Below are 14,016 nucleotides of genomic sequence, written 5' to 3'. Positions count from 1 at the left end.
CCACGTTACCGGGCGCCGGACCGCCGCCGGGGCCGCCCGCCGCGCGAATCCGGCGACTCGCCGCCAGGGCTTTCGAACATGTGTACGATAAGCGCCATGGCGGATGCAGCTCGTTCCACCAACCGACCCGGAGCCCTCGACATCACCCGGAAGCTGGCGGAGATCTGTGGTTCGCCGTTCGCCCGCTTCGCCGGCCCGGCCGACGAGGTGGCCGGGCGTACCGCCCGCTGGGTGGCCGTGCCGGGCGGCCCGCACGCCGCCGCCGAGGTGTTGCGGCTGGCCGCGGCGTACGACCTGACAGTGGTGCCCCGCGGCGCCGGCACGAAGATCGACTGGGGCGCCGCTCCGGCGCAGGTGGACATCATGCTCGACACCGGCCGCCTCGCCGGCGTCTGGCACGAGCCGCATGCCGCGGCGGTGGCCGAGATCGGCGCCGGTACGCCGCTGCGCGCCGTCCAGGCCACGCTGGCGCGCACCAACCGGCGGCTGCCCGTCGACGCGCCCTCGCCGGGCGCGACGCTCGGCGGGGTGCTCGCCGCCGACGAGTCCGGTCCGCTGCGGCACCGGCACGGCAGCCCGTGCGCCCAGCTCATCGGCGTGCGCTATCTCGACGCCGACGGCGAGTTGGTGAGCGTCGGCGAGTCCGGCACGGAGGCGTTCGGCCGGGCCGCCCCGGGTGTCGGCGGTGGCCGTCCGGGCGGACGCGCTCCGGCGGCCGATGCCGGTGCCGACGGAGGTCCGGGTCGCGGTGGTGGCGATGCGATCCTCGGTCGGGGTGGGATGCCCGGGCTGGACGTGGCACGGCTGCTCTGCGGCTCGCAGGGCGGGCTCGGCGTGCTGGTCTCGGCCACCATGCGGGTGCAGGCCGTGCCCGCGAGCCGGGTCTGGGTGTCCCGTCCGGTCTGGACCCCGCTGGAGGTGCACGACCTGGTCCGTGCCGTACTGGCGTCCGGCGTCGGCCCGGCCGCCGTCGAGTTGGACCTGCCCGTGCCGGTGCCGTTGCCCCGTCGCCGGATTCCGGCCACGCACCCGTCGGTGATCAACCGCCCCGATCACCCGGCCGTGACCGGCCGGCCCGCGGCGGGCAGCCTGGTGGTGCTCCTGGAGGGCGGCCCGGCCGACGTGACCGAGCGGGCCGAACGGCTCACCGCCGTGCTCGGCGCCCCGGCGATGGTCAGCCACCACGCGCCGGAGTGGTGGGGGCGCTATCCCTTCGCGCCCGGAGACACCGCGCTGCGCATCGAGGTGCCGATCAACGACCTGCACGCCGCCGTCTACGCGCTGCGCGACGCCGCCGGCACCCCCGTGCCGGTACGCGGCTCGGCCGGCGGCGGCGCGGTGCACGCCGCCCTGCCCGGCGCGCTGCCGCCGGAGCGGGTCGCCTCGATCCTCACCGCCGTCCGCAGCGTGCTGATCGCCCGGCGAGGCCGGTGTGTGGTGGTGGCCGCGCCGACGGCGGTGCGCCGTGCCGTGGACCTCTGGGGCGAGCTGCCCGCGTTGCCGCGCCTGCGCAGCGCCAAGGCCCACCTGGACCCGCACCACCGGCTGGCCCCCGGCCGCCTCCCCGGTGGTCTCTGAATCCGGCCCGCCTCGGCCTGCTCACCCAGCACCCCGACCTGCCTCCACACAGGACGCCCGTCCCAGCGGGCGCGGCAGCGGCAGGCACCAGTTCGGGGTGGTGGTTGTGTCCACGTGCGCCGGATGCCGCCACTTCGGCGAGCTGGCGCCGCCCACCCGCCACCGACAACCCGCACTCCCCACCACTGTCGTGATCAAGGAGTTTGTGTCACGTTTCGCGCCTCCCCAAGCCACAAACTCCTTGATCACCGCCGGGTCGGAACCGGGGTCGGAACCGGAGTCGGAACCGGGGGCGGGGCGCGGGGAGAGGGCTACGGGGTGTCGTTTCGGAGGACCAGGACGGCTATGTCGTCGCGCGGTGGCTCCACCGAGAAGGCGATCGTCGCCGCGCGCAGCCGTGCCGCGACCACGTCGGCCGAGTACCCGGCCAGCGGCGCCGCCGACTCGCGCAGCCGTTCGGTGCCGAACAGCTCGCGTCCGCGCCGCCGCTCGGTGACCCCGTCGGTGTAGAAGATCAGCGCGTCGCCGGGCTTGAGCGCCAGCTCGGCGGTCGGCGTGGTGATGGTGTCGAGCAGGCCCAGCGCCGTACCGCCGGTGCCGACGAAGGTGGCGCCGCCTCCGCCGTGCAGCAGCACCGGGCGGTCGTGGCCGGCGAGGTGCAGCGAGACGTCGAGCTGGTCGCCGTCGCCGGGTGAGACGGCCGCCAGCGCCAGCGTGCAGTAGCGTCCGCCGCCGCGCTCGACGAGCGTCTCGTTGAGCCGGCTGAGCACCTCGGGCAGCGGTTTGCCGTCGCCGACGAGGACCCGGATCACGTCCCGGACCAGGCCGGTCACGGCGGCGGCCTGCACGCCCTTGCCGGATACGTCGCCGACCACCACGAGCCAGCGGCCGTCCGGCAGCGGGACCACGTCGTAGAAGTCGCCGCCGACCTCCGCGTCGTCGCCGGTCGGGACGTACTCGGCGGCGAAGCCGATGCCCTCGACCACCGGGAGCACCGGCGGCAGCAGGGACTGCTGGAGCGTCTGGGCGACCCGGCGGCGTTCGGCGTGGATGCGCGCGTTCTCGATGGCGAGGGCGGCGCGGCGGGCCACGTCCTCCAGCACCGAGACCTCGTCCGGGTCGTGCCGGTGCCGCTGGTGCCGGCCCACGGCGAGGGTGCCGAGCCGCTGGCCGCGGGCGATCAGCGGTACGGCGAAACCCTCCATCGGTCCGCCGAGCGGCACCTGGGCGGCGTTGCGGGACGCCTCGCGCAGCCGGGACTGGATCGAGTCCGGGCCGGTCTCCTGGAGGATCCGGTGCAGCTGCGGCAGCATGGCCTCGTCGGCGTGGCTGGACGCGGCGAGACGCAGCCGCCCCCACTCGTCGGTGGTGTGCACGGCGCACCACTGGCCGAGCCGGGGCACCACGAGCTGCGGGATGAGCGCCATGGTCAGTTCGACGTCCAGCGACTGGGCGAGCAGTTCGCTGGCCTCGGCGAGGAACGTCAGCCAGGTGGACCGGCGTACGTCGGCGCGGCGCAGCCGGTCGTTCTCCAGGTGCAGCGACAGCCGCTCGGCGGCCAGCACCGCCAGCGGCCGCGCGTACGTGGAGGGCGCCGCGTCCAGTTCCAGCTCACCGGTGTACGGGCGGTGCACGGCGAGCGGTACGCGCAGCAGTTCGTTGCCCTCACGCGGGTGCCGGCCGTACCGGGCGAACACCTGGGTGCCGAGCCCGTCGCCCCGGTCCAGCCGGACCGTGCCACCGGCGGCGCCGACCATTTCGCCGACCCGGCTCAGCAGGGCGGTCGCGAACTCGGGCAGTGGCTCGTCGGCGTACGGGTCGGGGGTGATCTGCATCAACTCGCTCATCGCGGCGGCGCTGGGCGTACCGTCGCCGGTCCGTTCCGGCTCGGTCACCGGCGGCGGGCCGGCCGACGGGCGGGCGGGGCCGCCGGGGCCGGGCCGGTCGAGGCGGAACCAGACGCCCTTGCCGGTGGGCAGGTACGTGGTGCCCCACCGGCTGGAGAAGTGGTCGACGAGCAGCAGTCCGCGTCCCCGCGCCGCCACTTCGGTGATGTCGGAGGTGGTGTTGCGCACGCCGACGATCAGTTCGTCGACGGGTCCGGAGGCGAAGTCGGTGACGGTGACGGTGAGGCCGTTCGGGTCGGCTTCGACCTCGATGTCCAGTTCGGTGCGCGCGTGTTCGACGGCGTTCGTGGTCAGCTCGGTGGTGAGCAGCAGCGCCTCGTTCAGTAGTTCGGGCAGCCGCGCTTCGAGCAGCATGGTGCGTACCACCGCGCGGGCCGCCGCCGGGGTGCGGCGGTCTGCGGGGAGGCGGACGCGGCGGACGTGCTCGTCCGCACCGCCGCTCCGAGTGGCCCCCGCCTCCGCTGACACCTCCGTATCCTCCACCGGTCCGGCCCCGGGTGCCAAGGGTCCGGCGAACCGGCCAGTCGGGCGGATACGGCGCGTGACGCGCGGTTGCACGCCGTGACCTCGACGGATCGCGCGGCAGAATGATGGGATGGCCGCGTGACGGCACGAGCCCGAGCGGAGCGAGGAACCATGACCACGGCAAAACAGTCGGTGACCACGGACCCGTCCGCGCCCGACCACGAGGTGCTCCTCGGCGAGCTGGTCGACGCGTTGCGCCGGGTGGCGCACGGTGACCTGCGGGTACGCCTGCCGCGCCGGGCCGGACTGCCCGGTGAGGTCGCCGACGCCTTCAACGACGTGGTGTCGTTGCAGGAGCGGCAGCACCTGGACCTGCGCCGGATCAGCCGGATCGTCGGCCGCGACGGCCGGCTCACCGAGCGCCTGGACGACGAGGGCCTGGACGGCTCCTGGGCGGAGGGGCAGCGGGCGGTCAACTCGCTCATCGACGACCTGGGCCGGCCCACCACGGAGATCGCCCGGGTGATCGTGGCGGTCGCCGACGGTGACCTCTCCCAGCACATGGCGCTGGAGATAGACGGTCGTCCGCTCCGGGGTGAGTATCTGCGCATCGGCCGCACGGTGAACACGATGGTGGACCAGCTGTCGTCGTTCGCCGACGAGGTGACGCGGGTGGCCCGTGAGGTGGGCACCGAGGGCAAGCTGGGCGGCCAGGCCGACGTGCGTGGCGTGGCCGGCACCTGGAAGGACCTCACCGACTCGGTGAACACCATGGCGTCGAACCTCACCGGCCAGGTGCGGTCGATCTCGCAGGTGGCCACCGCCGTCGCGAAGGGCGACCTGTCGCAGAAGATCACGGTCGGTGCGCGCGGCGAGGTGGCCGAGCTGGCCGACACGATGAACTCGCTCACCGACACGCTGCGGCTGTTCGCCGAGCAGGTGACCCGGGTGGCCCGCGAGGTGGGCACCGAGGGCAAGCTGGGCGGCCAGGCCGAGGTGCCGGGCGTGGCCGGCACCTGGAAGGACCTGACCGACAACGTCAACTCGATGGCGTCGAACCTGACCGCGCAGGTGCGCAACATCGCCCAGGTGTCGACGGCGGTGGCCAAGGGTGACCTGTCGCAGAAGATCACGGTGGCCGCGCAGGGCGAGATCCTGGAGCTGAAGGACACCGTCAACACGATGGTGGACCAGCTGTCGTCGTTCGCCGACGAGGTCACGCGGGTGGCGCGCGAGGTGGGCATCGAGGGCAAGCTGGGCGGCCAGGCGCAGGTGCGCGGCGTCTCCGGCACCTGGCGGGACCTCACCGAGAACGTGAACCAGCTCGCCGGCAACCTGACCAGCCAGGTGCGCAACATCTCCCAGGTCTCCACGGCGGTGGCCAAGGGCGACCTGGGTCAGAAGATCACCGTGGACGCGCAGGGCGAGATCCTGGAGCTGAAGAACACCGTCAACACGATGGTGGACCAGCTCTCGTCGTTCGCGGACGAGGTGACGCGCGTGGCGCGTGAGGTGGGCACCGAGGGCAAGCTGGGCGGCCAGGCCCAGGTCAAGGGCGTCTCCGGTACGTGGCGCGACCTGACCGACAACGTGAACTCGATGGCGTCGAACCTGACCAGCCAGGTGCGGAACATCGCCTCGGTCACCACTGCGGTGGCGAAGGGCGACCTGTCGCAGAAGATCACCGTGGACGCCCGGGGCGAGATCCTGGAGCTGAAGTCGACTGTCAACACGATGGTGGACCAGCTGTCGTCGTTCGCCGACGAGGTCACCCGGGTGGCCCGTGAGGTGGGCACCGAGGGCAAGCTGGGCGGCCAGGCGCAGGTACGCGGCGTCGCCGGCACCTGGCGGGACCTGACGGACAACGTCAACTCGATGGCGTCGAACCTGACCGCGCAGGTGCGCAACATCGCCCAGGTGTCCACTGCGGTGGCGAAGGGTGACCTGTCGCAGAAGATCACCGTGGACGCGCAGGGCGAGATCCTGGAGCTGAAGTCGACTGTCAACACGATGGTGGACCAGCTCTCGTCGTTCGCCGACGAGGTGACGCGGGTGGCCCGTGAGGTGGGCACCGAGGGCAAGCTGGGTGGTCAGGCCCAGGTCAAGGGCGTCTCGGGTACGTGGCGGGACCTGACCGACAACGTGAACTCGATGGCGTCGAACCTGACCAGCCAGGTGCGGAACATCGCCTCGGTCACCACCGCCGTGGCGAACGGCGACCTGGGTCAGAAGATCACCGTGGACGCGCAGGGCGAGATCCTGGAGCTGAAGAACACCGTCAACACGATGGTCGACCAGCTCTCCTCGTTCGCCGACGAGGTCACGCGCGTGGCGCGCGAGGTGGGCACCGAGGGCAAGCTGGGTGGTCAGGCCCAGGTCAAGGGCGTCTCCGGTACGTGGCGCGACCTCACCGAGAACGTCAACCAGCTCGCCTCCACGCTCACCACGCAGTTGCGCGCGATCGCGCAGGTCTCCACGTCGGTGACCCGCGGCGACCTGACCCAGCGGATCAACGTGAAGGCGCAGGGCGAGGTCGCCGAGCTGAAGGACAACATCAACCAGATGATCGTCACCCTCCGGGAGACGACGAAGAAGAACGCCGAGCAGGGCTGGCTCGACTCGAACCTGGCCCGGATCGGTGGTCTGCTGCAGGGCCAGCGCGACCTGGGCGAGGTCTGCCGCATGATCATGATGGAGGTGACCCCGCTGGTGGACGCGCAGCTCGGCGCGTTCTTCCTGGCGGACAGCTCCGAGGGCAGCATGCGGCTGCGGCTCACCGCCTCCTACGGGTACGTGGCCCGGGGGCACGACGTCACGTTCGGCCCGGGTGAGGGGCTGGTCGGGCAGGCCGCGTTGTCCCGCCGGACCATCCGGGTCAAGGCGCAGCCGGACGGGCGCCTCGTGGTGCGCTCCGGGCTGGCCGACACGCCCCCGGCCGACCTGGTGGTGCTCCCGGTCCTGTTCGAGGGCGAACTGCTCGCCGTGATCGAGTTCGCCGGCGTGGCCACGTTCTCCGACCTGCACCTGGCGTTCCTGGAGCGGCTGGTGCTCACCATCGGCGTCGCGGTCAACACCATCCAGGCCAACCGGCGTACGGAGGAGCTGCTGGCGCAGTCGCAGCGGCTGGCGCACGAGATGCAGGACCAGTCGGCCGAGTTGCAGCGCACCAACGCCGAGCTGGAGGACAAGGCGAAGCTGCTGTCCGAGCAGAAGGCCAACATCGAGACGCAGAACCGGGAGATCGAGCTGGCCCGACTCGGCCTGGAGGAGAAGGCGCAGCAGCTCACCCGGGCGTCGGCGTACAAGTCGGAGTTCCTGGCGAACATGAGCCACGAGCTGCGTACGCCGCTGAACTCGCTGCTCCTGCTGGCCCGGCTGCTGGCCGAGAACCCGGAGCGCAACCTCAGCGCGAAGCAGATCGAGTTCGCGCGGACCATCCACGGCGCCGGCTCGGACCTGCTCTCGCTGATCGACGACATCCTCGACCTGTCGAAGATCGAGGCGGGCCGGATGGACGTGGAGCCCACCGAGATCCAGTTCGCCGAGATCCGGAGCTACGTGGAGCAGGCGTTCGCGCCGCAGGCCGAGGAGAAGGGCCTGGACTTCCAGGTACGGGTCAGCAGCGATCTGCCGCCGGCGCTGGTGACCGACGCCCAACGGTTGCAGCAGATCCTGCGCAACCTGCTCTCCAACGCGGTGAAGTTCACCGACAACGGCGCGGTGACGCTGCGGATCGGGCCGGCGGCCGAGAACGCCGTCTTCGACGTGCCGGCGCTGACGAACGCGCAGCGGGTGATCGCGTTCACCGTGATCGACACCGGCATCGGCATCTCCGACGACAAGCTGTCGCTGATCTTCGAGGCGTTCCAGCAGGCGGACGGCACCACCAGCCGGCGGTACGGCGGGACCGGCCTGGGCCTGTCCATCAGCCGTGATCTGGCCCGCCTGCTCGGCGGCACGATCACCGTCTCGTCCGCGCCCGGTCAGGGTTCGACGTTCACTCTCTTCGTACCCGATGTGCTGGCGCCGGACGCGGTGGTGGCGCCGGCGCCGCCGTCGCCGAGCCGCGCGGGCCTGCCGTCGTCGCTGCTCATGCCGATGGAGCTGCCGCAGCCGCAGGAGACGCCGGCCACCCGGCGGCTGGACGGCGTGACCGTGCTGATCATCGACGACGACGTGCGGAACGTGTTCGCGTTGACGTCCGCGTTGGAACTGCACGGCATGACCGTGTTGTACTCGGACAACGGGGCGGACGGCGTCCGCCAGCTCGCCGAGCATCCGGAGGTGGACATCGTCCTGATGGACGCCATGATGCCGGACCAGGACGGGTACGAGACGACAGCGCAGATCCGCCGCAACCACCGGTTCGCGGACCTGCCGATCGTCTTCCTGACCGCCAAGGCGATGCCCGGCGACCGGGAGTCGGCGCTCAGCGCCGGCGGCAGCGACTACATCACCAAGCCGGTGGACCTGGACGAGCTGATCGAGCTGATGGCGTCCTGGATCGGCCGCAGCCGAGGCGAGGAGAACGCGTGACGCAGACGGCCAAGGCCCTGCTGGTGGACGACCGGCGGGAGAACCTGATGGCGCTGGAGGCGATCCTCCAGGGTCTCCCGGTGCAGTCGGTCGCGGTGGAGAGCGGCGAGGCCGCGCTCAAGCAGCTCCTCGTGGACGACTTCGCGGTGATCCTGCTGGACGCCCAGATGCCCGACATGGACGGCTTCGAGACGGCGACGCACATCAAGCGGCGCGAGCGCACCCGGCACGTACCGATCATCTTCCTGACCGCTGCGGACAAGGACGCGCAGCTCGCGTTGCGCGGCTACGCGGCGGGTGCGGTCGACTACCTGACCAAGCCGTTCGATCCGTGGGTGCTGCGGGCGAAGGTGACCGTCTTCGTCGACCTGTGGGTGAAGACCCGGCAGCTCGCCGCCCAGTCGGACCTGGTGCGGGAGCGGGATCTGCAGTGGCGGCACCTGACCGACGCGGTGGACGAGGCGACGGCGCTGCTGCGCGCCGACGACGACCCGTCCACCCGCGAACGCGCGGTCGAGCTGCTGGAGCAGGCGCGCTGGGGCAACACCCGCTGACGGTTCAGCCGCCGGCCGGGCCGCCGTGCCCGGTCGCGGCCCGCCGGGCCCGCCACCGGTCGCCGAGCGATTCCAGTTCCTCCTGTACGAAGAGGAAGAAGTCGCGCATCTCGGCGACCCGTTCACCGGCCGGGGTGCTGCGGCCGTGCAGCGCGTCGACCCCGCCGGCGGCGATGTCGATGAAGTTCTTGTAGAGCGTGGTCTTGGTGATCGTCGCCTCGTACCAGGGGTTGTCCGGCATCCGGTAGCGGTCGCGCCGGGACCCCTTGACCGGCTCGCGGACCAGCATGGCGAACTGGGTCAGGTAGCGGACCGCGCCGCTGACCGCCGCCGCGCTGACGCCGAGCCGTTCGGCGATCTCGCCCGCGGTGAGCGGGTCGTCGGCGCTCATGACTGTGAACAGGACCCGGGCGGCCATCCGGGGGAAGCCCACGTCGGCGAAGGCCATCGCCATCCGCTCCACGAAGAGGTGGACCTCCTCCTCGTCGTGGCGGAACGGCTTGTTCATGGTCGGCTCCTCGACACTCACCCCGTGACCCTACAGTCTTCACAAGTTTGTGAAACGAGCGTAGCTTCTGAATTATGGAAACGGCAATCGATGTGTCCGGCCTGGTGAAGACCTTCGGCCGCACCCGGGCCCTCGACGGGCTCGACCTGACCGTCCGCACCGGGGAGGTGCACGGCTTCCTCGGCCCGAACGGCTCCGGCAAGTCGACCACCATCCGGGTGCTGCTCGGCCTGCTGCGGGCGGACGCGGGGGCCGCCCGGCTGCTGGGCGGCGACCCCTGGCGGGACGCGGTCGCGCTGCACCGCCGCCTCGCGTACGTGCCCGGCGACGTCACGCTCTGGCCCAACCTCAGCGGCGGCGAGGTGATCGACCTGCTCGGCCGGATGCGCGGCGGGCTCGACCCGAAACGCCGCGCCGAACTGCTGGACTCCTTCGAGCTGGACCCGCGCAAGAAGGGCCGCACCTACTCCAAGGGCAACCGGCAGAAGGTCGGCCTGGTCGCCGCGCTCGCCTCCGACGTCGAACTGCTCATCCTCGACGAGCCGACCTCCGGGCTCGACCCGCTGATGGAGGAGGTCTTCCAGCACTGGGTCCGCCGCGCCGTCCACGACGGACGCACAGTGCTGCTGTCCAGCCACATCCTCGCCGAGGTGGAGGCGCTCTGCGACCGGGTGACGATCATCCGGGCCGGCCGGACGGTGGAGTCCGGCACGCTCGGCGACCTGCGCCACCTGCACCGCACCGCCATCGACGCCGAGGTCGCCGCGCCGCTCGACGGCCTGGCCGACCTGCCCGGCGTACACGACCTGCGGGTCGACGGGCGGCGGGTGCGCTTCGACGTCGACACCGCCGCGCTCGACGCCGCGCTGCGCCGGCTCACCGAACTGGGCGTACGCAGCCTGGTCAGCACGCCGCCCACGCTGGAGGAACTGTTCCTGCGGCACTACGAGACGGCGGACCGGGCATGAGCACGCTCACCGGCACCCGCCACCTGGTCCGGCTGATCCTGCGCCGGGACCGCCTCCTGCTGCCGCTGTGGGTGCTGATCCTCGCGGTGCTGCCGATGACGTACGCGGCCAGCTTCGCCGGGCTGTTCCCGACCGCCGCCGAGCGGGCCGCGTACCTGGAGGGCACCGCCCGCAACCCGTCGATCGTCGCGCTGCTCGGCCCCGCCTACGGCGACAGCATCGGCGGGCTGACCGCGCAGCGCAGCGGCTTCCTGCTGCTCATCGTCGCGCTGGCCAGCCTGCTCACCGTCATCCGGCACACCCGCACCGAGGAGGAGGCCGGCCGGCGGGAACTGCTCGGCGGCAACGTGCTCGGGCGGCACGCCGGGCTGACCGCCGCGCTGCTCGTCACGTACGCGGCGGATCTGCTGCTCGGCCTGCTCACCGCCGCCGGGCTGGTCGCGACCGGGCTGCCGGTCGGCGGCTCGCTGGCGTACGGCCTGGTCACCGTGCTGACCGGCGTCGTGTTCGCCACGCTCGGCGGGCTGGCGGCCCAGTTGACCGAGACCGCGGGTGGGGCGCGGGGCATCGGCCTCGCCGGTCTCGGCGCCGCGTTCGGGCTGCGCCTGGCCGGGGACACGGCGGGCAACGACTGGCCGAGCTGGCTGTCCCCGCTGGGCTGGGCCGCCCGGGTCCGCCCGTACGAGGGGGAGCGGTGGTGGGTGCTGCTGCTGCCGCTTGCCGCCACGGCGCTGCTCGCCGCGTTCGCGTACCCGGTCTCGGTCCGCCGCGACCTGGGCGCGGGCGTGCTGCCGCCCCGGCTCGGCCCGGCCACCGCCGGTGGTGGCCTGTCCGGTCCGTTCGGCCTGGCCTGGCGGCTGCACCGGGGGCAGATCCTCTGGTGGTCGGTCGGGTTCGGCCTGCTCGGGCTGATCCTCGGTGGCGCGGCCGAGGCGGCCGGACGGTCCGTCGAGGGGAGCCCGCGGATGGAGGAGATCGTGGCCCGGCTCGGCGGGGCGTCCGGCATGGCCGACGCGTACCTGGGCGTGACGCTGAGCCTGGCCGGGCTGGCCGCCGCCGGGTACGGCATCCAGGCCGCGCTGCGGATGCGCGCCGAGGAGTCCGCCGGGCACGCCGAGCCGGTGCTCGCCACCGCCACCCGCCGCTCGACCTGGCTGCTCTCGCACGTGACGTTCGCGCTGCTCGGCCCGGTGGTGGTGCTCGCGGTGACCGGGCTGGCCACCGGCCTGACGTACGGGCTGAGCACCGGTGACGTGCCCCGGCAACTCGGCCGGATGCTCGCCGCGGGCCTGGCTCAGGTGCCGGCGGCGTGGGTGCTGGCCGGGCTCGCTGTGCTGCTCTACGGCCTGCTGCCCCGGCTCGCGCCGGTCACCTGGGCGGTGCTGGCGGTCTGCGTGCTGCTCGGGCAGCTCGGCGCGGTGCTGGAGCTGGACCAGTGGCTGCTGGACCTGTCCCCGTTCACGCACACCCCGCAGGTGCTCCGCGACGCCTGGACCCCCACCCCGCTCTACCTGCTCACGGCCCTGGCGGTGACCCTGGCCACGGCTGGCCTGCTCACCTTCCGCCGCCGCGACGTCCCCGTCCTCTAGCAGCGTTGATCTTGCACTTGCGGCCCCGGCGAAAGGGGTGAATCACCCTCATGGAGGGCCGCAAGTGCAAGATCGCGGAGGAAAGCGAGGGTCGGGCTACGGGGTGGCTTCGTTGCGGATCATCAGGGCGCTGCGGAGACCGGTGATGTCCAGGACGCGGATCAGGAAGTCGCCGACGTTGGTGAGTATCAGCAGGCACTGGGCATGACTGGCCTTGCGGCTGAGCACCACGAGCGTGCCGAGGCCCTGCGAGTCGCAGAACGTGACCCCGGCCAGGTCGAGCACGATGCGCGGGGGCGGATCCGCCAGCACCTCGTTGACCACCGTCGAGAGCTGGGCGGCCGTGAGCATGTCGATCTCACCGGCCAGACGAAGCACTGCTTCGTCACCGGTCCGCTGTACGGCGATGGACAGTTCGGCACGATCCACCCGGTCAGCCTATCGCGATCTCGACCGACGGGCCTGTCGAGCGGATCGCTGGCGGCCTGCCGCCGCTCACCGGGGTGAGCCTGGTAACCCCCGTCGCGGGGTGCGTGCCAGGCAGTGCTCCGACGCTGACACAATGGGCCCATCGTGACCGAGACGCTTTCCGCCGGATCCGGCCGCTACCCGGCCGACGCCCCGGCCTCCGAGGCCCTGTTCGACCGCGCCAAGGCCGTCGTGCCCGGCGGGGTGAACTCTCCCGTGCGCGCGTTCCGTGCCGTCGGCGGCACCCCGCGCTTCATGGTCCGGGGGGAGGGTCCGTGGCTCTTCGACGCCGACGGTCGTCGGTACGTCGACCTGGTCTGCTCCTGGGGCCCGCTCATTCTCGGCCACGCGCACCCGGCAGTGGTGGAGGCGCTGCGCGAGGCCGCCACGCTGGGCACGAGCTTCGGCACGCCCACCCCGGGTGAGGTGGACCTGGCCGAGGAGATCATCGCGCGGACGCCGGTCGAGCAGGTGCGCCTGGTCAACTCCGGCACCGAGGCGACCATGTCGGCGATCCGGCTGGCCCGCGGCTTCACCGGCCGCTCCAAAATCATCAAGTTCGCCGGCTGCTACCACGGCCACTCGGACGCGCTGCTCGCCGCCGCCGGCTCCGGCGTGGCCACGTTCGGCCTGCCCGACTCGCCCGGCGTGACCGGCGCGGCAGCGGGCGACACGATCGTGCTGCCGTACAACGACCTGCGCGCGGTCGAGGAGGCGTTCGCCGCCCAGGGGCAGCACATCGCCGCGATCATCACCGAGGCCGCCGCCGGCAACATGGGCGTGATCGCCCCGCGTGACGGCTTCAACGCCGAACTGGCCCGGATCGCGCACGCGCACGGCGCGCTGCTCATCGTCGACGAGGTGATGACCGGGTTCCGGGTGTCCCGCGCCGGATGGCACGGCCTCGACCCGTCGGACGCGGACCTGTGGACGTACGGGAAGGTCATGGGTGGCGGCCTGCCCGCCGCGGCGTTCGGCGGGCGCGCGGAGATCATGGCGAAGCTCGCCCCGGCCGGCCCGGTCTACCAGGCCGGGACGCTCTCCGGTAACCCGCTGGCCTGCGCCGCCGGACTGGCCACGCTGCGGCTGGCCGACGACGCGCTCTACCGGCGGCTCGACGAGACCTCCGCCGCGCTCGGCAAGCTCACCACCGAGGCGCTGTCCGCGGCCGGCGTGCCGCACCGCCTCTCCACCGCCGGCAACATGTTCTCGGTCTTCTTCACCGACGCGGACGTGCGCGACTACGACAGCGCCCGTACCCAGGTGGTGCCGGCGTTCAAGGCGTTCTTCCACGCGATGCTCGCCGGTGGCGTCTACCTGCCGCCGAGCGCGTTCGAGTCGTGGTTCGTCTCGACCGCGATCGACGACGCGGCGTGGGAGCAGATCGCCGCCGCCCTGCCGGTGGCGGCGCGGGCGGCGGCAGCGGCGGGAAGCGGGGGGTAA

9 protein-coding genes are annotated in these 14,016 nt (G+C 72.5%); 6 read left to right on the top strand and 3 right to left on the bottom strand.

The window, feature by feature from the left end:
• Window positions 1-96 precede the first annotated feature (96 nt).
• A complete protein-coding gene (locus O7542_RS24455) occupies window positions 97-1,578 on the top strand; it encodes an FAD-binding oxidoreductase (protein WP_247677852.1) in 1,482 nt (493 codons plus the stop codon).
• A gap of 311 nt (window positions 1,579-1,889) precedes the next feature.
• On the opposite strand, the gene O7542_RS24450 is transcribed toward O7542_RS24455, so the two are convergent.
• Window positions 1,890-3,953, bottom strand: a complete 2,064-nt coding sequence (locus O7542_RS24450; protein WP_043327416.1) for a SpoIIE family protein phosphatase — start codon at window positions 3,951-3,953, stop codon at window positions 1,890-1,892.
• 168 nt (window positions 3,954-4,121) lie between these two features.
• Here O7542_RS24450 and O7542_RS24445 point away from each other — a divergent pair, with 168 nt between their 5' ends.
• The gene (locus O7542_RS24445; RefSeq protein WP_281605255.1) at window positions 4,122-8,486 is read left to right on the top strand and encodes a HAMP domain-containing protein; all 4,365 of its coding nucleotides are present in this window, start codon (window positions 4,122-4,124) and stop codon (window positions 8,484-8,486) included.
• Window positions 8,483-9,040: a response regulator gene (locus O7542_RS24440; RefSeq protein WP_013283536.1), complete on the top strand. Its 558-nt coding sequence runs from the start codon at window positions 8,483-8,485 to the stop codon at window positions 9,038-9,040. The genes O7542_RS24445 and O7542_RS24440 overlap by 4 nt, the downstream gene beginning before the upstream one ends.
• A 4-nt stretch (window positions 9,041-9,044) precedes the next feature.
• On the opposite strand, the gene O7542_RS24435 is transcribed toward O7542_RS24440, so the two are convergent.
• Window positions 9,045-9,569 (bottom strand): MarR family transcriptional regulator, encoded by a 525-nt coding sequence (locus O7542_RS24435; RefSeq protein ID WP_244206219.1) that lies wholly within the window; start codon window positions 9,567-9,569, stop codon window positions 9,045-9,047.
• A gap of 53 nt (window positions 9,570-9,622) precedes the next feature.
• Here O7542_RS24435 and O7542_RS24430 point away from each other — a divergent pair, with 53 nt between their 5' ends.
• Both O7542_RS24430 and O7542_RS24425 read left to right on the top strand, forming a co-directional pair.
• Complete coding sequence (locus O7542_RS24430) at window positions 9,623-10,516, top strand: ABC transporter ATP-binding protein (RefSeq protein ID WP_043327413.1); 894 nt, start codon at window positions 9,623-9,625, stop codon at window positions 10,514-10,516.
• Window positions 10,513-12,105 carry an ABC transporter permease gene (locus O7542_RS24425; RefSeq protein ID WP_166455682.1) on the top strand — a complete coding sequence of 531 codons (1,593 nt, stop codon included), beginning with the start codon at window positions 10,513-10,515 and terminating at the stop codon, window positions 12,103-12,105. Before O7542_RS24430 ends, O7542_RS24425 begins: the two co-directional genes overlap by 4 nt.
• A gap of 96 nt (window positions 12,106-12,201) precedes the next feature.
• Here O7542_RS24425 and O7542_RS24420 read toward each other — a convergent pair whose 3' ends face one another.
• Window positions 12,202-12,534: an STAS domain-containing protein gene (locus O7542_RS24420; RefSeq protein WP_043327409.1), complete on the bottom strand. Its 333-nt coding sequence runs from the start codon at window positions 12,532-12,534 to the stop codon at window positions 12,202-12,204.
• 144 nt (window positions 12,535-12,678) lie between these two features.
• Here O7542_RS24420 and hemL point away from each other — a divergent pair, with 144 nt between their 5' ends.
• Entirely contained in the window at window positions 12,679-14,016 is a 1,338-nt protein-coding gene (gene hemL / locus O7542_RS24415) for a glutamate-1-semialdehyde 2,1-aminomutase (protein ID WP_166455683.1), read from the top strand.

Source organism: Micromonospora sp. WMMC264, from assembly GCF_027497275.1.
In the GTDB taxonomy this organism is placed as follows: Bacteria; Actinomycetota; Actinomycetes; order Mycobacteriales; family Micromonosporaceae; genus Micromonospora; species Micromonospora chalcea.
This window is presented reverse-complemented; position numbering and strand designations above follow the sequence as displayed.

Bases quoted from the DNA above. Each gene is read 5' to 3' on its own strand.
- O7542_RS24455 (WP_247677852.1), top strand. From the start codon at position 97: ATGGCGGATGCAGCTCGTTCCACCAACCGACCCGGAGCCCTCGACATC.
- O7542_RS24445 (WP_281605255.1), top strand. From the start codon at position 4,122: ATGACCACGGCAAAACAGTCGGTGACCACGGACCCGTCCGCGCCCGAC.
- O7542_RS24430 (WP_043327413.1), top strand. From the start codon at position 9,623: ATGGAAACGGCAATCGATGTGTCCGGCCTGGTGAAGACCTTCGGCCGC.
- O7542_RS24425 (WP_166455682.1), top strand. From the start codon at position 10,513: ATGAGCACGCTCACCGGCACCCGCCACCTGGTCCGGCTGATCCTGCGC.